General features: G+C 71.6%; 18 protein-coding genes and 1 tRNA gene. 9 read left to right on the plus strand and 10 right to left on the minus strand.

All coding sequences use genetic code 11. The annotated features are described in order from the left end of the window. Positions 1-21 precede the first annotated feature (21 nt). The 4 genes from galU (at position 22) to ACFQ7C_RS03100 (ending at position 2,864) form a co-directional block, all read left to right on the plus strand. A complete protein-coding gene (gene galU / locus ACFQ7C_RS03085; protein ID WP_378897762.1) occupies positions 22-909 on the plus strand; it encodes a UTP--glucose-1-phosphate uridylyltransferase GalU in 888 nt (295 codons plus the stop codon). A 23-nt stretch (positions 910-932) separates the two neighbouring features. Further along, positions 933-1,562 (plus strand): GNAT family N-acetyltransferase, encoded by a 630-nt coding sequence (locus ACFQ7C_RS03090; protein ID WP_378897765.1) that lies wholly within the window; start codon positions 933-935, stop codon positions 1,560-1,562. Positions 1,563-1,699: 137 nt separating this feature from the next. Then, positions 1,700-2,725, plus strand: a complete 1,026-nt coding sequence (locus ACFQ7C_RS03095; protein WP_378897767.1) for a large exoprotein — start codon at positions 1,700-1,702, stop codon at positions 2,723-2,725. A 66-nt stretch (positions 2,726-2,791) separates the two neighbouring features. Beyond that, positions 2,792-2,864: transfer RNA gene (locus ACFQ7C_RS03100), tRNA-Ala, on the plus strand. Positions 2,865-2,911: 47 nt separating this feature from the next. Here the strand turns inward: ACFQ7C_RS03100 and ACFQ7C_RS03105 are convergent. Beyond that, on the minus strand, positions 2,912-3,826 hold the full coding sequence (locus ACFQ7C_RS03105; RefSeq protein ID WP_378897770.1) for an O-acetyl-ADP-ribose deacetylase: 915 nt from the start codon (positions 3,824-3,826) through the stop codon (positions 2,912-2,914). Between the two features lie 131 nt (positions 3,827-3,957). On the opposite strand from ACFQ7C_RS03105, the gene ACFQ7C_RS03110 reads away from it, so the two are divergent. Then, entirely contained in the window at positions 3,958-5,214 is a 1,257-nt protein-coding gene (locus tag ACFQ7C_RS03110) for a serine hydrolase domain-containing protein (RefSeq protein ID WP_378897773.1), read from the plus strand. 5 nt (positions 5,215-5,219) lie between these two features. Here the strand turns inward: ACFQ7C_RS03110 and hemL are convergent, their stop codons facing one another. Genes hemL through hemE form a run of 6 tightly spaced genes read right to left on the minus strand, consistent with a single transcriptional unit; the run spans position 5,220 to position 11,421 of the window. Beyond that, a complete protein-coding gene (hemL, locus tag ACFQ7C_RS03115) occupies positions 5,220-6,533 on the minus strand; it encodes a glutamate-1-semialdehyde 2,1-aminomutase (RefSeq protein ID WP_378897776.1) in 1,314 nt (437 codons plus the stop codon). After that, the gene (hemB, locus tag ACFQ7C_RS03120) at positions 6,530-7,510 is read right to left on the minus strand and encodes a porphobilinogen synthase (RefSeq protein ID WP_378897779.1); all 981 of its coding nucleotides are present in this window, start codon (positions 7,508-7,510) and stop codon (positions 6,530-6,532) included. Before hemB ends, hemL begins: the two co-directional genes overlap by 4 nt. Then, positions 7,507-8,424, minus strand: a complete 918-nt coding sequence (gene hemC, locus ACFQ7C_RS03125; RefSeq protein WP_378897782.1) for a hydroxymethylbilane synthase — start codon at positions 8,422-8,424, stop codon at positions 7,507-7,509. Before hemC ends, hemB begins: the two co-directional genes overlap by 4 nt. Continuing rightward, complete coding sequence (hemQ, locus tag ACFQ7C_RS03130) at positions 8,421-9,104, minus strand: hydrogen peroxide-dependent heme synthase (RefSeq protein ID WP_378897785.1); 684 nt, start codon at positions 9,102-9,104, stop codon at positions 8,421-8,423. Before hemQ ends, hemC begins: the two co-directional genes overlap by 4 nt. Positions 9,105-9,164: 60 nt before the next feature. After that, positions 9,165-10,370: a protoporphyrinogen/coproporphyrinogen oxidase gene (locus ACFQ7C_RS03135; protein WP_378897787.1), complete on the minus strand. Its 1,206-nt coding sequence runs from the start codon at positions 10,368-10,370 to the stop codon at positions 9,165-9,167. Beyond that, entirely contained in the window at positions 10,363-11,421 is a 1,059-nt protein-coding gene (hemE, locus tag ACFQ7C_RS03140; protein ID WP_378897790.1) for a uroporphyrinogen decarboxylase, read from the minus strand. Before hemE ends, ACFQ7C_RS03135 begins: the two co-directional genes overlap by 8 nt. Positions 11,422-11,438: 17 nt before the next feature. Between hemE and ACFQ7C_RS03145 the strand changes: the two genes are divergently transcribed. Continuing rightward, positions 11,439-12,686 carry a glutamyl-tRNA reductase gene (locus ACFQ7C_RS03145; protein WP_378897793.1) on the plus strand — a complete coding sequence of 416 codons (1,248 nt, stop codon included), beginning with the start codon at positions 11,439-11,441 and terminating at the stop codon, positions 12,684-12,686. Positions 12,687-12,710: 24 nt separating this feature from the next. Here ACFQ7C_RS03145 and ACFQ7C_RS03150 read toward each other — a convergent pair whose 3' ends face one another. The 3 genes from ACFQ7C_RS03150 to ACFQ7C_RS03160 form a co-directional block, all read right to left on the minus strand. Then, entirely contained in the window at positions 12,711-13,523 is an 813-nt protein-coding gene (locus tag ACFQ7C_RS03150) for a ZIP family metal transporter (RefSeq protein ID WP_378897796.1), read from the minus strand. 85 nt (positions 13,524-13,608) lie between these two features. Beyond that, positions 13,609-15,201 (minus strand): AMP-binding protein, encoded by a 1,593-nt coding sequence (locus ACFQ7C_RS03155; RefSeq protein WP_378897799.1) that lies wholly within the window; start codon positions 15,199-15,201, stop codon positions 13,609-13,611. Positions 15,202-15,379: 178 nt separating this feature from the next. After that, positions 15,380-16,456 (minus strand): Glu/Leu/Phe/Val dehydrogenase dimerization domain-containing protein, encoded by a 1,077-nt coding sequence (locus ACFQ7C_RS03160; RefSeq protein WP_378897802.1) that lies wholly within the window; start codon positions 16,454-16,456, stop codon positions 15,380-15,382. 192 nt (positions 16,457-16,648) lie between these two features. Here ACFQ7C_RS03160 and ACFQ7C_RS03165 point away from each other — a divergent pair, with 192 nt between their 5' ends. The 3 genes from ACFQ7C_RS03165 to ACFQ7C_RS03175 all read left to right on the plus strand — a co-directional run bounded on the left by ACFQ7C_RS03165 (position 16,649) and on the right by ACFQ7C_RS03175 (position 21,280). Further along, positions 16,649-17,449: a methyltransferase domain-containing protein gene (locus tag ACFQ7C_RS03165; RefSeq protein WP_378897804.1), complete on the plus strand. Its 801-nt coding sequence runs from the start codon at positions 16,649-16,651 to the stop codon at positions 17,447-17,449. 10 nt (positions 17,450-17,459) lie between these two features. Continuing rightward, positions 17,460-17,936 carry a YbaK/EbsC family protein gene (locus tag ACFQ7C_RS03170; RefSeq protein ID WP_378898271.1) on the plus strand — a complete coding sequence of 159 codons (477 nt, stop codon included), beginning with the start codon at positions 17,460-17,462 and terminating at the stop codon, positions 17,934-17,936. Positions 17,937-18,127: 191 nt separating this feature from the next. Continuing rightward, the gene (locus tag ACFQ7C_RS03175) at positions 18,128-21,280 is read left to right on the plus strand and encodes a M14 family zinc carboxypeptidase (protein WP_378897806.1); all 3,153 of its coding nucleotides are present in this window, start codon (positions 18,128-18,130) and stop codon (positions 21,278-21,280) included. Positions 21,281-21,313: the final 33 nt, after the last annotated feature.

Here is a 21,313-nt window from a genome sequence, read left to right on the forward strand (position 1 = left end):
GCGCTGACTAGAGTGTCATGCATGACCCACAAGCCCTTCAAGGCCGTGATCCCCGCTGCCGGACTCGGCACGCGCTTCCTCCCTGCGACGAAGGCGATGCCGAAGGAGATGCTCCCCGTCGTCGACAAGCCCGCCATCCAGTACGTGGTCGAAGAGGCCACGCAGGCCGGCATCGACGACGTGCTGATCATCATCGGGCGCAACAAGAACAACCTCTCGAACCACTTCGACTCGGTGCCCGAGCTCGAGAGCAACCTCGAGAAGAAGGGCGACCAGGAGAAGCTCGCGAAGGTGCAGCGGTCGAGCGACCTCGCCGACATCCACTTCGTGCGGCAGGGCGAGCCTCGCGGTCTCGGCCACGCGGTCCTGCGTGCCAAGGCCCACGTCGGCGACCATCCTTTCGCGGTGCTGCTGGGCGATGACCTCATCGACGAGCGCGATCAGCTGCTGACCACCATGCTCGCGCAGTACGAGCGCACCGGGGCGGCGATCGTCGCCCTGCTCGAGGTCCCCGAGGACTCCATCCACCTGTACGGTGCGGCTGCGGTGCAGGCGACCGAGGTCGACGACGTCGTCAAGGTGACCGGCCTCGTCGAGAAGCCGGCCAAGGAGGACGCTCCGTCGAACTACGCCGTGATCGGCCGGTACGTGCTCTCGCCCGACGTGTTCGACATCCTCGAGCGCACGGAGCCCGGCAAGGGCGGCGAGATCCAGCTCACGGACGCGCTGCAGGAGCTCGCGGCCGACCCCGACGGTCCCGGCGTCCTCGGCGTGGTTTTCCGTGGCCGCCGTTACGACACCGGCGATAGGGTGGACTACATCAAGGCCATCGTGCAGCTCGCCGTCGATCGCGAGGATCTCGGTCCGGATCTGCGTCCCTGGTTCAAGGAGTTCGCGGCGAATCTCTGACGCCGCCCGTTCGAGGGAGTCTCGTGGATCTGTCGGCTCCTCGCAGGCACGGTTCGGTGGCGATCCGCCTCGTGCGTCAGCGCGATGCGCGCGTGCTGCAGAACGAGCTCCTCTCCAACCGCGGCTGGCTGCGGCCGTGGGAGGCGACGAGTCCCGACGGCCCGGTGTCGTTCGACATGCGGGTGGGGGTGCGCCGGCTCCTCCTGCAGTACCGTGACGGCGTCGGCGTGCCGTTCGTGATGGAGTCCGACGGCGACATCGCGGGCCAGCTGAACGTGTGGGGGATCGCCCGCGGCTCGCTCGCGTCCGCGACCATCGGGTACTGGGTGAGCGAGCGGTTCGCCGGGCGCGGGATCACGCCGACCGCGGTGGCGCTGGCTACCGACATCTGCTTCTCCGAGCTGCGGCTGCACCGCATGGAGATCTGCATCCGCCCCGAGAACCGGGCCAGCCTGCGCGTGGTCGAGAAGCTCGGCTTCCGCTACGAGGGCCTGCGCCGCCGCTTCATCCACATCGACGGGGACTGGCGCGACCACTACGCCTTCGCCCTCGTCCGGGAGGACGTCCCCGAGGGCGTGCTGCAGCGCTGGATCTCGGGCCGGGCGCCTCAGGACGCGGCGACCGTTCCGCCCGCCGATCGCCTGCACGCGTAGGTCGTCCGGTTGCCGATCTCCACGCCCGCCGTCCGGCGGCCGCGCAGCGCCGTGCCTGACCACGGGCGAAATCCGTCTTGCGTGACACGCGGACGGATGCCGGGGACACCGCCGTCCGGTCGCTTACCGTGGTGACCATGGGTGGGCAGGTGTGGGGTGGGGGAGTCGTCGTTCTCGTCGCCGTCGCGCTGTGGCTGGTGTACCTGCTTCCGTCATGGCACAGCCGCCGCCAGTTCGATGCGGCCGAGCGCAACGCCGTCCGCCTGAACCAGGCCCTGCGCGTGCTCGCCGAGACGAGCGAGACCCCCGAAGAGGTGCGACTCGAGCTCAACGCCCGCACCGCGGCCGCCCAGCAGAAGCTCGCCAAGCGCGCGCTCGCCGAACGGGAGCACGCCGCGCTCGAGGACGCCCGCGTCGACCTCGAGATCGCCCGCGGCGAGCGGGAGGCGGCGGAGGCCGCCGCCCGTCTCGGTGTCGAGCGCGCCCGCACCGACCGCGTCGCCGCGGAGGCTGCCGCGCGGGTCGACCTGGAGCGTGTGCGTGCCGAGCGGGCGCAGGCGGCCGCAGCCGCGCGCTCCGACCTCGCCGCGGTCCGTTCGCTTCCGGCGGCGCGCCGGGCCCGTGCCCGGCGCCGGTTCCGCCTCGCCGCCACCTTCGCCGGGGTCATCGGCCTCGGCGTCGCCGCCTGGGGCGTGTACGAGACGATCACCGTCGGTGCGCAGGCGCTCATGTGGGTCGGCGTCGGCCTCGTGGCAGCATCCGGTCTCATCCTCCATCGCCTCTCCCGTGTCGCCGCGCGTGCAGTGTCGCGGGCGACGGATGCTGCGCCCCGCCGCTTCGCGGAAGTGCAGGACGTCGCCCTCGAGCGCGAGCAGCGCGAGTGGGCTCCCCGGGACCTTCCGCGGCCGCTCACGGCGTCGGCGGGCTCCCGCGCCGCGGCGATGCTGGACGCCGAAGCCGCCCGCGCAGCGCTGCGGCAGGCAGCCCTCGAGGAGGCGATGGCCGCTCGCGCGGCCGCGTCGCAGCCGCCCTCGATCGACGTCGCGCGCACGGCCCGCACGGCCGCTGCGGAGTCCGAGTACGCCCGCATGGGATACGTCGACGACGCCGAGATCGAGGCGCATGTGCGGCAGCTGCTGACCCGTCGCGCAGCCGGAGAATAGGCCCGTCACGGCGCCCCGCTCGATTCGGAGCGACTGTGGAACCGTGATAGTGTTTTCGAGGTTCACGGGCCTGTAGCGCAGTTGGTAGCGCGCCTCGTTCGCATCGAGGAGGTCAGGGGTTCGATTCCCCTCAGGTCCACCCCGAGAAGGCCCCCACAGCGTGGGAGCCTTCTGCTTTCCGGCTCCTCATTCGGGCGGCTTCGGGTAGCGCAGGCCGCTGCACCAGCCGATCTCCCAGCCGTCGGTGTCGTCGAAGTAGTCGGCCGACGCGACGGGGAGAGCGTGCTGCGGCTCGGCGGCCGCCACCAGGCCGGCGAACCACGCGGCGTAGGCGGGTGCGTCGTTCGTCGCTTGCAGGCCGGGTAGGGCGCGGAGGATGAGGTCGGCGACATCGCCGGGCGCGGACATCGCATCGACGTGGCCGCCGGCGAACTCCGTCCCGGCGCCCGACGTGTAGTGGATTCCCGAATCGGGTTCGGCGGGATCGTACAGAACGACCCGCCAATACATTCCCGAGGGTGCGACCGCCGGCCGCACGCGGAGCCCGTGGTAGCCACGGCGATGCAGCTCGCGTGCGCCCTGCAGGATGCGCACCGAGGTCGCCATGGCGAGAGCCGACGAGATCTCCTGGTGCGCCTTCGCGTCGTACGCGACGAGGAGCACCTCCTCGATGGAGGTGGGTGTCGACGCGATCGTGTCGATGGCCGCGCTGATGGCTTCCCGCCGGGGCCAGGCGTACACGCCGGCGCTGATGAGCGGGAACGCGACGCTGCGCGCGCCCAGCTCGTCGGCGACCTCGAGGGAGCGCCGGTAACACGACTCGAGAAGGGCACGGTCGCGCTGTCCGGCGCCATGGTTCGGGCCGACGGTGTGCACGATCCAGCGCGCCGGCAGCCGGCCACCGGTGGTCCAGCCCGCGTCGCCGGTCGCGAGGCCGTTCGGGAAGCGTGCGATGCACTCCCGGAGGATCTCCGGACCGCCGGCCCGGTGGATCGCGCCGTCGACGCCGCCCCCGCCGCGCATGGCGTTGTTGGCGGCATTGACGATCGCGTCGCTGGTCTGAGCGGTGATGTCGCCCTGGACGGCGACGAGCGTGGTCATGTGTCCATCATGCGCCCGTTGCGCACGTGCGTGAGCTGCGCTAAGGATGGTGGAGCGCCCACCTGGGGGAGGGCGCTCGATGCTCGACCGATGGGGGCCATACCGTGCCGAGATCCGCTGCTCTCCCGACCATGTTCGCGCTGTCTCTCGTGGTCGCCGTCACCGCCGCGCTGACCGCATGCGCGAGCCCTGAGCCTGATGCGGCTCCGTCGGCGACTCCCACAGGCGGCGCCCTCGCCGTCGTCGAGGACGGGCTCGGCGGCGACCTGGGCGACGCGCTCGGCGCGGCCGCCACCGAGGCCTTCGGCGGCGTCAGCGCCCCGGGCGCGGTCATGGCGATCCGCACTCCCGAGGGGACGTGGGCGGCGACGATCGGCTACCAGGACTGGGACGAGACCGTCCCCATGGCCGCGGACGTCAACCAGCGGGTCGGCAGCGTCACAAAGACCTTCACGATCACCGCCCTCCTGCAGCTCGCCGAGCAGGGCGCGCTCTCGCTCGCCGATCCGATCGAGATGTACATCCCCGGCATGCCCAACGGCGACGCGACGCTGTACGACCTCGCCGCGATGCGCAGCGGCATCCCGTCGTACACCTTCGATCAGTCGTTCCAGGACACGCTGTTCAGCGACCCGAACCATGTGTGGACCCCGCAGGAGCTGGTCGATCTCGTCAAGGGCACCGAGCCGATGTACCCGCCGGGGACGATGACGTTCTACTCGAACACGAACACCGTGCTCCTCGGCATGGTCATCGAGCAGGTTGCCGGCACGCCCATCGAGGACGTCATGCGCGAGCAGATCACCGAGCCGCTCGGGTTGTCAGCGACCTTCTTCCCGACGGATGCGTCGTTCCCCGACCCGCACGCGCACGGCTACACGACCCAGGGGACCGACGACCACCTTCCCGTCGAGGCCACGGACTGGAACCCGTCGTGGGGCTGGTCGGCGGGGGCGATGATCTCCGACCTCGACGACCTGCTGGCGTGGGGCGAGGCCCTGGCCACGGGTGAGGGCATCCTGTCGCCGGAGTGGCAGGCGACACGACTCGACTCGTTCGACTTCGACATCCCCGTGTACCTCGCGCCCGGCGAGGAAGCCCCGCAGTCCGAGGCGCGGGCGTACGGGCTCGGGCTCGGCCTCGCGCTCGGATGGTACGGCCACACCGGCGAGCTGCCGGGATACAACACCGTGGTGCAGCATCACGCCGAGTCGGGGACCACGCTCATCGTGATGGTCGACAGCGACATCAAGTCGGGAGAGTGCCCGGCAGAGGCGCCGACCACACCCGGTGGGCGCACGACCGGCCCCTGCGAGGACCCGGCGGTGCATATCGCCGACGCGCTCGCCGCCGCCGCGGGCCACCCGCTGGTCGAGTCCGGCGACTGACCCCGTCAGTCGGGGACGGCCTCCGCAGCGGCCCGTGCGGCAGCGGGCAGGGTGTCGACGATGCGGCCCACGGCGGTGTCGTCGTGCGCGGCTGACACGAACCAGGCCTCGAACACCGACGGCGGCAGCGAGACGCCCTGGGCGAGCATCGCGCGGAAGAACGGCGGGTAGCGGAACGCCTCCTGCGCCTTCACCGTGTCGTAGTCGACGGGGGGTTCGGCCGAGAACTGGATCGAGAACAGGTTGCCCGCGCGCTGCACGACGTGCGTGACGCCGGCGTCGGAGAGGGCGGATGCCGCCGCCTCGGCGATCGTCGACGACGCGGCGTCGATGCGGGCATAGGCGTCGGCATCCAGGTGGTCGAGAGTCGTGCGGCCGGCCGCGACCGCGAGCGGATTCCCGCTCAGCGTGCCGGCCTGGTACACCGGACCGAGCGGCGCGAGCAGCTCCATCAGGGCGGCGGAGCCGCCCAGCGCGGCGAGAGGCAGCCCTCCGCCGACGACCTTGCCGAACGTGATGAGATCGGGCGAGAACGGCACCGGGTCGATGCCGTACCATCCGGCGGGACCCACCCGGAAGCCGGTGAGCACCTCATCGAGGATGAGCAGGGCACCATGCTCGTGGGCGATGTCGGCGAGGGCGGCGTTGAAGCCGTGCGCCGGAGGCACGATGCCCATGTTCGCGGGGGCCGCCTCGACGATGACGGCCGCGATGTCGCCGCCGCGGGCTTCGAAGACCTCGCGCACCGCGTCGAGGTCGTTGTAGCGGATGACCAGCGTCTGCGCGGCGATCGGCGCGGGAACGCCTGCCGAGCCCGGCATCGCGAGCGTCGCCACGCCCGACCCCGCCTCGGCCAGCAAGCCGTCCGAGTGACCGTGGTAGTGCCCCGCGAACTTCACGATGAGGTCGCGACCCGTGGCTCCGCGCGCGAGGCGGATCGCGGTCATCGTGGCCTCGGTGCCGGTGGACACCAGGCGCACGCGCTCGACGGGGTGCGCGCCGTCGCGTGTCACACGCGAGGCGATGAGCTCCGCCAGCTCCGTCTCGCCCGGCGTGCTCGCGCCGAAGCCGAGGCCGTGGGCCGCGGCATCCTGAACCGCCTGCACGACGGCGGGGTGGGCGTGCCCGAGGATCGCGGGACCCCACGAGCCGACGAGGTCGACGTATTCGCGACCCTCGACGTCGGTGACGTACGGTCCGGACGCCGCCACGAAGAAGCGCGGCGTCTCGTGCACCGAGCCGAACGCGCGCACCGGCGAGTTGACTCCACCGGGCATCGCTCCGCGGGCGCGGGCGAACTCCTGTGCGTTGGTCGTCATCGGATCCACCTCGCAAGCTCCAGCGCCCAGTAGGTCAGCACGGCATCGGCACCGGCGCGGCGGATGCTGATCACCGACTCCTCGACCGCGCGGCGGCGGTCGATCCAGCCGTGGGCGGCAGCCGCCTCGATCATCGCGTACTCGCCCGACACCTGGTAGGCCCAGACGGGCACGGGACTGACGGCGGCGGCGTCCGCGAGCACGTCGAGGTAGCTCATCGCCGGCTTGACCATCACGATGTCGGCGCCCTCCGCGAGGTCGAGGTCGAGCTCGCGGGCGCCCTCGCGGCGGTTGGCGGGATCCTGCTGGTACGCGCGGCGGTCGCCCTCGAGCGAGGACTGCACGGCCTCGCGGAAGGGACCGTAGAACGCCGAGGCGTACTTGGCGGCGTATGCCAGGATCGGGGTGTCCTCGAAGCCCGTGTCGTCGAGCGCGTCGCGCACCGCGGCGACCTGGCCGTCCATCATGCCCGACAGCCCCAGCAGCTGGGAGCCGGCCTCGGCCTGCGCGACGCCCATGTCGCGGTAGCGCTCGAGCGTGGCGTCGTTGTCGATGCGGCCGCGCGCGTCGAGCACGCCGCAGTGGCCGTGGTCGGTGAACTCGTCGAGGCACAGGTCGGTCTGCACGACGAGCGCGTCGCCCGCCTCGGCGACGGCGATGCGGGTCGCGGCGTTGAGGATGCCGTCGGGATCGGTCGCCCCGGAGCCGACGGCGTCCTTGTGCTCGGGCACGCCGAACAGCATGATGCCGCCGATGCCGGCGGTGGCAGCATCCGTCACCGCCTTCTTGAGGCTCTCGGTCGAATGCTGCACGACACCGGGCATGGAGGAGATCGGCATCGGCTCGGTGATGCCCTCGCGCACGAACATCGGCAGGATCAGCTCGGCAGGGTGCAGCCGCGTCTCCGACACGAGGCGCCGCATCGCGGGGGTCTGGCGCAGGCGGCGGGGCCGGTCTACGGGGGAGTATCCGGTCACGGGCGTTCTCCCGTCAGGCCGGCGGCGCCGGCATCGAGCAGTTCACGGGCGACGGATGCTGCGACCTCGCGCGACGGATCGCCCTCGTCCTCGGGCCATACGGTGGCGTGCGACGACGTGAGGATCGTCGTTCCGTCGAGGCTGTAGACGCTCGCGGAGAGCAGGAGGAGCCCGGCGTCGACGACGGCGCGCGCACCGACGGGGGCGGAGCAGCCGGCCTCGAGGAGGGCGAGCACCTCGCGCTCGGCCTCGACGGCCGCACGGGTCTCGGCATGGTCGAGCCGGTCGACGAGGTGCTCCTCGCCGCGGCGCACCTCGACCGCGAGCGCGCCCTGCCCGGGAGCGGTCGGCCACCGGTCGGCGTCGAGGAACTCGGTCACGACGTCGGTGCGGCCGATGCGGGTGAGGCCGGCCGCGGCGAGGATCACGGCATCCAGCTCCCCGCTCGTCACCTTGCCGAGGCGCGTGTCGACGTTGCCGCGGATGTCGACCACCTCGAGGTCGGGGCGTCGCGCGCGCAGCTGCGCCATGCGGCGAGGCGACCCCGTGCCGACGCGGGCGCCTGCGGGGAGCTCGTCGAGAGTGAGGCCGTCGCGCGCGATGAGGGCGTCGCGCGGATCCTCGCGCGCGGGCATCGCGGCGACGACGAGCTGATCGTGTGGTGCCGTGGGGAGGTCCTTGAGCGAGTGGACGATGACGTCGCACTCGCCGGCGAGCAGCGCGTCGCGGAGGGCGCCGGTGAACAGACCCGTGCCGCCGGCGCGCGACAGCGGCTCGTTCGAGCGGTCGCCGTCGGTGGTGATCGTGACGAGCTCGGTCGTCACGCCGTACGCGTCGGCGAGGTCGTCGGCGACCATGCCGGTCTGCGTCAGCGCGAGCGTGCTCCCGCGCGTGCCGATGCGGAGGGTGGTCACGCCAGCACCTCTGCGATCTCGTCAGGGCTGATGCGGCGTCCGGTGTAGAACGGCACCTCCTCGCGGACGTGGCGACGGGCCTCGGTCTGACGGAGATCGCGCATGAGGTCGACGAGCTCGACGAGCTCGGGCGCCTCGAGGGCCAGGATCCACTCGTAGTCGCCGAGCGCGAAGCTGGCCACGGTGTTGCTGAGCACGCTGCGGTGCGCGGCGCCCTTGCGGCCGTGGTCGGCGAGCATCTGACGGCGCTCGTCGTCGGGCAGGATGTACCAGTCGTACGAGCGGACGAACGGGTAGACCGTGAGCCACGCCTCCGGGTCCTTGTCGCGCATGAACGCGGGCAGGTGGCTGGCGGTGAACTCGGCGTCGCGATGCACGCCCATCGCGTTCCAGACCGGCACGAGCGAGGCGAGCGGCTCGGCGCGGCGGAGCGTGCGCAGCGCGGACTGCAGCACCTCGGGGGCGATGCCGACACCCGTGAGCCAGATCATGAGGTCGGCGTCGGCGCGCAGGCCCGACACGTCGTAGAACCCGCGGACGACGACTCCGGATGCCTCGACCTCGGCGACCGCGGCCGTCAGGTCGCCGGCGGGAGCGGGCTGGGCGGCGTCGCGGCGGAAGACCGCCCACAGGGTGTAGCCGAGGGTTTCAGTGGGGGAGTTCGCCGCGACGTCGGTCATAGCTCTATCTTTTCACCCCGTCCGTCCAACGTTTCCCGGAAGGCCGTTTCCATCCACGCGTCAGCGGGCGAGGAGCGCGGCGGCGGTGCGCTCGGCGTGGGCGACGATGCTGGCGAGGCCGGAGCCCGCCACCGTCTCGCCGACGACCGTCACGTCGGACGGGACGGAGGATGCTGCGGCCGGCCGCACCCAGAACACGTGGGCGGCGTCGGCCACGACGGGCAGGCGCACGCCGAGCAGCGTCTCCGCGTCGGCGACGGCCGCGGCGACCGGGTCGGCAGGCGTCTCGTCGTACGAAAGGCGGACCACATGGCGTCCGGCGGCGGTTGCGCGGAGCCACTCCCACTTCGCGGTCGCGTGGGTGAGCGCGCGGGCGCCCACCGGTGCCCCCGCGGCGACGAGCAGTCCGGTGCCGCGGGGCGCGGCATCCAACTCCTCCTGCTCGACGACGAGGGTCACGAGGTCGATGCGGCGACCCGCCGCGGCGGGGGCGGCCACACCCGGGGCCGCGGCGATCACGGTGCCGTCGAGCGCGGCGAGGTCGCCGACGCGCGTCTCGAGGCGGAGGTCGCCGCCCCGCCGCGCGACGTCGTCGGCAAGCGCCGGCACGAGCCGATGGATGCCGCCGCGGATCCCCGCGACCGCGGCGCCCGGGGGAGCGGCCGCGCGCAGGCGTGCGACCGCGCCGCTGAGCGACCCGGCACTCACGACGGCGTCGGCGAGCCCGGGATGGGCGCGCGCGACCGGGAGCTCGTCGGGGTGCTGCGAGTGCACGCCGTGCACGACCGGGGCGACGAGCCGGTCGAGCATCTCGGCGCCGTGGCGCTCGCGCACGAGGGCGTCGAGGGTCGCCGGCACCTCGCCGACCGGCCGGGCGTCGAGCTCGGCCGCACGCTCGGCGGCGGCGAGTCCGACGACGCGCACGACGTCGGCGGCGAGCGGATCCGCCGGGATGCCGAGCAGCGCGGTCGCCGGCAACGGGACGGCGTCGCCTGTCACGGGCTGCAGCCACGCCGGTCCCGGGGCCGGGGCAACGATGTCGCCGACGAGGCCGAGCTCGGCCAGCAGCGCCTCGACCGCGCCGCCGCGCACCGCGAAGCTCTCGGCGCCGGCGTCGAGGCCGAGCCCGCCGACCTCGTGCCGCGCGACCGTGCCGCCGAGATGGTCGGATGCCTCGAACACCGCCACGGAGGCGCCCGAGGCGGCGAGCCGGCGCGCGACGACGAGCCCCGCCACCCCGCCGCCGACGACGGAGAAGTCAGCCATGCGCGTGCACGAACTCCACGATGCGCGTGAGCACGGTCGGGTCGGTGTCGGGCGGGACGCCGTGGCCGAGGTTGACCACGTGCCCGCGCGCGGCGCGGCCCCGCTCGAGCACGTCGACGATGTGCGCCTCGAGCACCGGCCACGGTGCGCGCAGAAGGGCCGGGTCGATGTTGCCCTGCACCGAGACGTCGGGTCCGAGCCGGCGGACGGCCTCGTCGAGCGGGAGGCGCCAGTCCACGCCGACCGTGTCGACGCCGACGTCCCGCATCGCGGCGAGGAGCTCCCCGGTGCCGACGCCGAAGTGCACGAGCGGCACGTCCAGGTGCCGCACGGCGTCGAGCGCGAGGGCGGAGAACGGCGCGACGTGCTGTGTGTAGTCCGCGAGGCTGAGCGAGCCCGCCCACGAGTCGAACAGCTGCCCCGCCGACGCGCCCGCCTCGATCTGGGCGGCCAGGAACTGGCCGGTGATCCCCGCACACCACGTCAGCAGCGCGGCCCACGTCTCGGGGTCGGAGTGCATGAGCGCGCGCGTCTTGAGCTGCTCCTTCGACGGGCCGCCCTCGACGAGGTACGACGCCAGCGTGTACGGAGCGCCCGCGAAGCCGATGAGCGGGGTCGTGCCGAGCTCGGCGACCGTGAGTGCGACGGCGTCGCGGATGGGAGCGAGCGCTTCGGGGTCGAGCGGAGGCAGGGACGCGACATCCGCCGCCGTCCGGACGGGGTTCTCGAGCACCGGTCCGCGCCCCGCGACGATGCGCACGTCGACGCCCGACAGGCGCACCGGGATCACGATGTCGCTGAAGAAGATGCCGGCGTCGACGCCGTGCCGGCGCACCGGCTGCAGCGTGATCTCGCTGGCGAGCTCGGGGTCGAGGCACGCGTCGAGCATGTCGGTGCCCACCCGCAGCTCACGGTACTCGGGCAGCGATCGACCCGCCTGACGCATGAACCAGACCGGCGTGCGAGCCGGCCGTTCGCCGCGATACGCGCGTATCAGCGCGGGGGGATCGTTTCTCTGAAGGACGGAAGGGTGGGAGTCATGCAACGACACACGTTAAGATTAGGTCTGTGCTCCTCTGTCTGACCGCGAACCATCGGAACGCGAGCCTCGACATCCTGGAGCGTCTCTCTGTGGGGGCGCCCACGGCGACGCGTGCCCTCGTGGACGACGAGATCTTCGTCTCGGGCGCCGTCGTGCTCGCCACCTGCAACCGGTTCGAGGCCTATCTCGACATCGACGAGCCGCTCACGGGCGGCGAGGCGGTCGCGGCCGAGTCGGTCATCGAGGCGATGGCCGACGCGTCCGGCGTCGACGTCGACCTGCTGCGCGCGTCGGTCGCGGTTCACCAGGGGGCGGATGCTGCGGCCCACCTCTTCGCCGTCACCAGCGGTCTCGAGTCGATGTCGGTGGGCGAAGACGAGATCTCGGGTCAGGTGCGTCGCGCTCTCGACGCCGCCCGCGCCGACGGCATGACCTCGAGCGAGCTGGAGCGTCTGTTCCAGAAGGCGACCCACACCAGCCGCGGCGTGCGCAACCGCACCCAGCTGCGCGGAGCGCACCGTTCGCTCGTCCGTCTCGCTCTCGAGCTGGCGTCGAGCCGCGTCGCGGAGTGGGCGGCCGCGAAGATCGTTCTCGTCGGAACCGGCAAGTACGCCGTCCGCACCGTCGAGGCGCTGCGCGCCCGCGGTGCCGGCGACATCCACGTCTTCTCGCCCTCCGGTCGCGCCGAGGCGTTCGCCGCGCAGCACGGGCTGATCCCCGTGTCGGACTTCGCAGCCGAGGTCGCCACCGCCGACGTCGTCATCACCTGCACGGCCGACGCCGTCGTGCACGCCGACGCGTTCACCCCGGGGCGCCGCGTGCTCGTCATCGACCTCGGGCTTCCGCGCAACGTCGATCCCGCCGTCGGCGCGGTCGAGGGGGTCGAGCTGCTCGACCTCGAGACCATCCGCCTGCACGCTCCGCTGCAGGAGTTCAGCGCGCACGCCGACGCGCGGGCGATCGTGGGCGATGCGGCCACCGAGTTCCACGCCGACCGTGAGGCGGGCCCCGCGATCACGGCTCTGCGCGCTGACGTGCTGAAGATCGTCGACGACGAGATCGCCCGGGCCCGCTCGCGCGGCGCCGGCGACGACGTCGAGGCCGCCCTGCGCCATCTCGCGGGCGTGCTTCTGCACCGCCCGTCGGTGCGCATCCGCCAGCTCGCCGTCGAGGGTCGCATCGACGAGGCCCGCGCCGCGCTCGAGCTGCTGCACGGCCTGTCGGTCGAGGCACCCGGCGCCGCTGACGACGACGACCTCTGGGCCACCGCGTAGGACGACGTTCCCGCTCCGCCGGGCTCAGGCGAGCTCGTGCAGCAGGAACGCAGCGAGGAAGCCGATCGTCGCCCACAGGCCGGTGAGGGCGTGCTGCTCGTCGAACGCCTCGGGGATCATCGTGTTGCACACCATCGCGAGGAGGCCGCCGGCGGCAATCGTCGTGATGAGGGCGATGAGGCTCGGAGACGCCGACTGGAACGCGACGTAGCCCAGCACCGAGGCGACCACCGTGACCAGTGCGATCCCGCTCCACAGCAGGGCGACGTACCGCCCACTCGAGCCGCCGCGCTTGAGGGCGGCGGTCGAGCCGAGTCCCTCGGGGAAGTTGCTGATCGCGATCGCCGCTACGATCGGGATGCTGATGCCGCCCTGCAGCACCGACAGTCCCATGACGATGGATTCCGGGATGCCGTCGATCAGCGCGCCGACCGCGATCACGAGTCCGGCCCCGCTCACCGCCTGCGCCCCGGCACGGCGCGCCACGATGTTCGCGGAGACCGCGTCGCCGTCGGAGTACTCGGTGACCGAGGCGGCGTCGATCTGAGTGGAGCCGGCGGCCGGCTGCTTGCTGCGCCGGGAGATCAGCTGGTCGGCGACGATATAGAGGACTGCGCCGCCGAGGAAGCCGATCGTGGTCGGCACGAGGCCGCCGTCGGCCGCGGCCTCCTCCACGAGCTCGAAGGCGAGCGTCGAGATCAGCACGCCCGCGCCGACGGCCATGATCGCGGCGACGACGCGCTGCGGGATGTTCACGTACCAGGCGACCGCCGCACCGACGAGCAGCGTGCCGCCGCCGATGAGGCCGCTCAGCGCCGCGAGCCAGAGTCCTTCCATGGCGCCAAACTAGCGGCCGCACGCACGGATGCCTCGGCGAAACGCGTTCGCCGAGGCATCCGTTCGCACCGGAAACGGTGCGGCGTCAGACCGTGGCGGCCTCGCGGGAGCGGAGGTCCTTGCGGAGGATCTTGCCCGCGCTGGACTTCGGGATCGCCCCGATGAACTCGACGCGGCGCACCTTCTTGTGCGGCGCGACCTGCTCGGCAACGAACGCCATGACCTCGTCCTCGGTGAGCCCGGAGTCGGGGGCGGCGACGATGAAGGCCTTGGGGATCTCCTGCCGATCGTCGTCGAGCACGCCGATGACCGCAGCATCCATCACCTTCGGGTGGCCGAGGAGGAGTGCCTCGAGCTCTGCCGGAGCGATCTGGTAGCCCTTGTACTTGATGAGCTCCTTCACGCGGTCGACGATCGAGAAGTAGCCGCCCTCGTGGTAGACGGCGATGTCGCCGGTGTGGAGGAACCCGTCGGCGTCGAGCGTCTCGGCCGTCGCCTGCGGCTGGTTCAGGTAGCCGAGCATGACGTTGGGCCCCTTGACCCACAGCTCGCCCGCCTTCGTGACGCCGTCCGGGCCGAGCTCGGTGATCTCCTCACCTGTCTCGGTGTCGATGAGCTTGTTGAGCGTGTTGGGCAGCATGACGCCGACGGAGCTCACCGGGATGTCGTGGCGGTCGACCGGCATCGCGTGCGACACGGGGCTCAGCTCGCTCATGCCGTAGCCCTGCATCATGCGCGCGTTGATGCGGCGCCCCGCGGTCTCGGCGGTCTCGCCGTCGAGCGGAGCCGCCCCCGAGAAGACCGTGCGCACGCTCGAGATGTCGAACTGGTCGACGATCGGGTGCTTGGCCAGCGCGACCGCGATCGGCGGCGCGATGTACAGGTACGTGCACTGGAACTTCTGGATGTTCGTGAGGAACTCGACGAGGTCGAACTTCGGCATCGTCACGAGGCTCGCGCGCTGACGCAGCGCGAGGTTCAGCAGCACCGTCATGCCGTAGATGTGGAAGAAGGGCAGCACGGCGAGCACGCGGTCGGTCTCGGCGAGGTCGAGCGCGACGCGGCACTGCGCGACGTTCGCCACGAGGTTGCGGTGCGTCAGCATGACGCCCTTGGGGACGCCGGTCGTGCCCGAGGAGTACGGGAGCACCGCGATGTGCGTCGCGGGGTCGAACGAGACGTCGGATGCGGGAGCCCCCTCGGTGAGCAGCTCCCGGAGATTCGGGTGGCCCGATGCGCCGTCGAGCACGATGACGCGTTCGTGAGGGATGCCGACGGCCTCGGCGGCGGCGGACGCCTGGGGGAGCAGCGGGCTCACCGTGACGAGCCAGGTCGCCCCGGCATCCCGCAGCTGCTTCTCGATCTCACCCGCCGTGTACAGCGAGTTGACCGTGGTGACCGTGGCACCCGCGCGGAGGATGCCGTGGAACACGGTGGCGAACGCGGGGACGTTCGGGCACAGCAGGCCGAGGACGGTGTCGACGCCGACACCGCGGGCCGCGAGCGCGCCCGCGAAGAGGTCGATCTGCGTGCGCAGCGCCCCATAGGTGGTCTCGGCGCCGGTCGCGGGATCGATGAGCGCGACGCGCCCCAGCTCCTCGTCGGTCAGGCTTGCGAACAGGTAGTCGTAGACGTCGAGTTCGGGAATCTCGACATCGGCTTCGGGACTGGTGAACACCGGATCTCCTTCGATCGGGCGGCATGACGGTCATCATCGGCGGGCACGGCCCGGCGTGCGACCATCATGCCATCCGCATCGAGGATTGTGGAACGCGATTCCGCGAATCGTGGAACGCAGTGCCACCGACCGACGCACCGCGCCCGGCCACCCCCTCCATGGCCGGGCGCGGGCCGTATCAGTGCGCCAGTGCGGGCTGACGGCCGCCGGCCGCCAGGCGCTCGGCGGCGAGGCCCTCGGCGGCTTCGAGCGGCGTGACGCCGCGGGCCTCCGCCTCGTCGAAGATGCGGCGCACGGTGTCGCCGATCTGCCCGACGCGCTCCATGATCTCGGCGCGCGTGCCGAGGCGCTTCGCCTCGAGGTCGAGATAGATCACACCGCCCGCGTTCACGACGAAGTCGGGCGCGTACAGGATGCCGCGGCCGGCGAGTCGGCCGGCGCCGCTGTGGTCGGCGAGCGGGTTGTTCGCGGGACCGCAGACGGCCTTGGCATCGAGCGCGTCGATGACCTCGTCGGTGAGGATCCCGCCGATGCCGGCCGGCACGAAGACGTCGGCGGGGACCAGGTGCTCTTCGCCCGGCGCGATCCAGTCGGCGCCGAGCTCGATGGCGAGGTCGCGCTTGGCCGGATTGACGTCGGTCACCGTGAGGCGCGCGCCCTCGGCCGACAGGCGCACCGCGAGGCGGCTGCCGACCTGGCCGAGGCCCGAGATCGTGATGCGCCGGCCGTCCACGTCGGCCGTGCCGGCCACACGCTCGAGCGTCGCGCGGAGCGACTCGTACACGCCGAGGCTCGTCGGCCCGGCGGGCTCGCCCGAGCCGCCGACGGCGTCGGGCAGCCCGACGACGTGCTCGGTGCGCTCGCTGACGACGAGCATGTCCTCGGTCGTCGAGCCGACGTCCTCGGCGGTGCGGTACAGGCCGTGCAGCGACTCGACGGCGTCGCCGAGGTCGAGGAAGGCTGCCCGGCGACGATCGGTGTCGAGCGTGGTGCCGGTAGGCAGGGCGATGACGGACTTCCCGCCGCCGGCGTCGAGGCCGGCCGCGGCGTTCTTGAGGGTCATGGCCGCCGACAGCCGCAGCGCGTCGCCCAGGGCGTCGCTCCAGTGCGGGTACGTCCACAGGCGCGCGCCGCCGAGTGCGGAGCCGAGCACGGACGAGTGCAGCGCGACGGCGATGAACAGGCCGCTGCGGCGGCCGGTGATCACCTCCACCCGCTCGTGTGCGAAATCGGGCAGGGGCAGGGTGTGCGTCATCGCGATACTTCCTTCGGCGGGCCTCGTGGGCAGTGCGCTGCGGACGCCGCGGCGTTGCGGCATCCATCTCCATTGCACACTGCTTCTGCGAATTGTTCAACCGTGTCGGCGGCGGGTGGGCAGATTGCATTCTCCGACACCGCGGGTCTGCGCAGGCTTCATCAGTGTGCGTGCCGTCGGTACCATCGACGAATGCCAGACGCGTACACGCACGGTCACCACGAGAGCGTTCTGCGGACGCACCGCTGGCGCACGGCGGAGAACTCCGCGGCCTACCTGCTGCCATATCTGCGGCCGGGCGTCTCGATCCTCGACGTGGGGAGCGGTCCGGGCACGATCACGGCGGACCTCGCGGCGCGTGTCGCGCCCGGTCGTGTCGTCGGGATGGATGCCTCCGCCGACGTCGTTGCGCAGGCCGCAGCCGACCACGTCGCGGCCAACCTCTCGTTCGAAGCGGGTGATGCGTACGCACTCCCGCACGACGACGGGGAGTTCGACGTCGTGCACGCCCACCAGGTGCTGCAGCATGTCGCCCGGCCGGTCGACATGCTGCGCGAGCTCGGGCGCGTCGCCGGCCCGGACGGCCTGGTCGCCGCGCGCGACGTCGACTACGCCGGCGTGATCTGGTACCCGCTGATCCCCGCACTCGACGAATGGCGCGAGCTGTATCTCGCCACCCACCGCAGCGTCGCGGGCGAGCCCGCGGCGGGCCGCCGGCTCAAGGCGTGGGCACAGGAGGCGGGCCTGGCCGACATCCGTCCCACCGCGTCGCTCTGGCTCTTCGAGAACGCGGCCGATCGCGAATGGTGGGGCGGCGCGTGGGCCGACCGCGTCCTGCATTCGGCGTTCGCGGACTCGGCGCGCGCGACGGGTGCCGACGATGCGCTGCTGCAGCGGATCTCGGACGGCTGGCGCGAGTGGGCGGCGGCCGAAGACGGCTGGCTGCTCATGCCCCACGGCGAGATCCTCGCGCGCGGGGCGTCGTTAGGCTGATGCGGTGACCATCCCCGCCTCGCTTCCCGCCCGCAGCCGCCTCGTCCATGACGCCATCCGCGCGGCCGGGATCCCGGGCGACATCGTGGTGCTTCCGGATGCCGCGTCCACCGCGGTCCTCGCCGCCGAGGCGCTCGGGGTCGAGGTCGGCGCGATCGCCAACAGCCTGGTCTTCTACAGCGACGGCGCGCCACTGCTCGTGATGACGAGCGGGGCGCACCGCGTCGACACGTCGGCGCTCGCCGCGCGCCTCGGTCACGGCAGGATCCAGCGCGCGACGCCCGAGCAGGTGCGCGAGGCGACCGGTCAGGCGATCGGCGGGGTCGCCCCCACCGGGCATCCGTCGCCGCTGCGCACGATCGTCGACGAAGACCTCGCCCGCTACCCGGAGATCTGGGCGGCGGGCGGCACGCCGCACACGGTTTTCCCGATGACCTATGACGAGCTGGTGCGCCTCACCGGCGGAACCGTGGCCAAGGTCGATTGACCGCGACGGTCTGCGAGCCGCAGGCGCCCTGCCCACGGCATCCGTCGAACCAGGAAGTCGCACGAGCGCACTCGCCGCGAGCGCTTGACGCGCACCGACAGCGGGGGTAGACAGATGTCGGTCCGTATCGGCGCGGTTATGGGGGACGGCGTCACCACGGGCTTGAGCTCGCGTGTACAAAGGGGTTACGCATGATCCGACAGCTCGCCATCGCCACCACCGCAGCATTGATCGTGACAGGTCTGGCTGTGACACCTGCCGTCGCGAGTCCGGAGCCGCCGCCCCCGGCGGACGCGCTCGCGGTCTACAGCGGGACGGTGGATGCCGCAAGCCTGGGTGCGATCGTCGACCTCGGTGTCGATCGGCACGAGATCGTCACCACGGCGAGCGACACACCCGGCGAAGTCGGTGTGCAGGTGATCCTGAGCCCCGACCAGGCGGCGGAGCTGGCCAAGAGCGGAACAGCGCTCGAGCAGAAGCAGCCCGGTGCGCAGCGCCGTGCGCTCGCCGCAGGAGACGGCGTCTTCCGCATGTACAGCGGCGAGGGAGGCCTGCTGGAGGAACTGCAGAGCGTCGCCGCGGCGCACCCGAAGTTCGCCGAGTTCCGTGTCATCGGACAGACGACGCAGGGCAAGCCCATCGGTGCCGTGCGGCTCACGGTCAACGCCCAGAGCCAGAAGGACGGCAAGCGTCCCACGACCGTCTACGTCGGCGCCCAGCACGCGCGCGAGTGGATCACTCCCGAGATGGTGCGGCGCCTCCTCGACCACTACGTCACCTCGTACGGCACCGACAAGCAGATCACCGACCTCATCAACAAGACGGAGCTCTGGTTCGTGCCCGTGGCGAACCCTGACGGCTACGACCTCACCTTCCAGGAGGGCTTCCGGCTCTGGCGGAAGAACGTGCGTGACAACAACGGCGACGGCCAGATCGCGCCCGGCGACGGCGTCGACCTCAACCGCAACTTCCCGACGCGCTGGGGCTACGACAACGAGGGATCGTCCCCCAGCCCCGGATCCGAGACGTATCGCGGCCCCGCACCGGCCTCCGAGCCCGAGACGCAGGCTCTGGACGGACTGTTCGCGAGCGTCACGCCGGAGTTCCTCGTGAACTACCACTCCGCCGCCGAACTGCTGCTGCACGGCATCGGCTGGCAGGTCGCCACGCCGTCGCCCGATGACGTCATCTACGAGGCGATGGTCGGCGACGACGAGAACCCCGCCGTCCCCGGCTACGACCCCGACATCTCGGCCGAGCTCTACACCACCAACGGCGACACCGACTCCCACGCGCAGGAGGCCTACGGCACGCTCGGCTTCACCCCCGAGATGGCCACGTGCGAGTCGGCATCGAACTCGGTGCCCGACGACGAGTGGGAGGCCGAGGACTGCGAGAGCGGATTCAACTTCCCCGACGACGAAGAGCTGATCCAGACCGAGTTCGAGAAGAACATCCCGTTCGCGCTCGCCGTCGCCGAGTCGGCGAAGGACCCGAACGACCCGGTCTCGGTGGTCGGACGCGACGCCGAGGACTTCCGCGTCGACACCTTCTCGGTGTCGTACGGCGACCCGCAGACGGTCGCCGTCTGGGCCAAGCGCGACCTGACGAAGATGGAGATGAACTACCGCATCGACGGCGGCAGCACGGTCTCCGTCCCCGTCGAGGAATGGCAAGGCGGAGAACGCTACGGCGACGAGAACACCGACTACTACGCCGAGTACCGCGGTGCGGTGGCCGGCGCTGAGCCGGGCGACAGCGTCGAGGTGTGGTTCTCGGCGAAACCGTCCTCGCGTGACATCAAGGGCCCGAGCGCCGGCAAGCGAGTGGAGAGCGTCCACTTCACCTACGAGGTGGCTCAGGACACCGGCAACTCGGTGCTCGTGATCGCGAACGAGGACTACACCGGCGCGGTGAACGACGGTGAGCCGCCCCACGCCGACGGACCGAAGTACCTCGACGAGCACGTCGACGCCCTCGTGGCCAACGGCGTGACCCCGGACGTGTGGGACGTCGACGTCGACGGAGTGCCGCACGACCTCGGGGTCCTGAGTCACTACGACGCCGTGGTCTGGTACATCGGCGACAACCGGCTGACGCAGGACGAAGAAGACCTGCTCACCGACACGTACCTGTTCGGCGAGGTGACCGACCTGTCGGTCGCCGAGCGCCAGCAGTACCTCACGATGGCGGTCCGCGACTTCCTCAACGAAGGCGGCAAGCTCGCGCTCGCGGGCGAGACCATCGCCTACTACGGCCAGTTGGGGGCGGCGCTGGGCGGCATCTACTACGGCCTCGACGGCGCGCCGGAGGAGGACTGCGTCGTGACGTCGGACTTCTTCTCGGACTGCCTGCTCCTCGCCGACGACTTCACCCAGTACTGGCTCGGCACGTACGACCGCACACCGGTCGCCGGCGACGGGATCACCGGGATCGCCGACCCGCTGGACGGTGTCGACGCGCTGTTCGGCGGACCCGCGGTCGAGGACAACCCGATCGACGAGGCCGGGCAGCTCACACCCACGAGCGAGGTCCTCCCGGTCGAGCAGTTCCCGCAGTTCGAGAGCTGGGCGGCCGCCGAGTACCAGAGCCCGTCCGGACCGTTCATCCCGGTCGGCGGCGAATGGGCGATGTTCGCATCGCACGTCGATGACGCATACCAGCGGCTCTCGCGCACGTACACGGTTCCCGCGCTCGAGCCCGGGCAGACGGCGACGTTCGACGCGCAGTTCTCGTACTCGACCGAGTTGGGCTACGACCACGTGATCGTCGAGGCGCGCGTCGCGGGCGCATCGGAGTGGACGACGCTCGTGGATGAGAACGGCGGCACGACGAGCGCGGCACCGGCGGAATGCGAGGTCGGCTTCCTGCTCGAGGAGCACCCGTGGCTGACCCACTATCTGACGCTCGGCAATCCGTGTGCCTCGACCGGTGACACCGGAGCCTGGAACTCCTTCACCGGGAACTCGGGAGGCTGGATCCCGGTCTCGTTCGACCTGTCGGCGTACGCCGGCCAGGATGTCGAGATCGTGATCAGCTACGTGACCGACCCGTTCACCGGCGAGGTGGGACTCATGGTCGACGACACGATGCTCGTCATCGACGGCACCGCCACCGAGACGGAGGGCTTCGAGACGAGCACTGGAGCCTGGCAGGTGCTGGGGGCGCCGGAGGGCAGCGCCGGAAACGCGAGCGACTTCGTTCGCTATGACGCCGAGGGTCCGTTCTACAGTGTGACGGCGACGCCCGACACACTGCTGCTCGGCTTCGGTCTCGAGCAGCTGGCGACCGACGACGAACGCGCGGAGGTGGTCGGGAGGATCCTGACGCACTTCGAGGGGTGAGGCCGTGCCCCGGGGCCGAACAGGTGGCGACGA

Origin of the sequence: Microbacterium sp. NPDC056569 (genome assembly GCF_042793475.1) — a bacterium.
Taxonomy (GTDB): Bacteria; Actinomycetota; Actinomycetes; order Actinomycetales; family Microbacteriaceae; genus Microbacterium.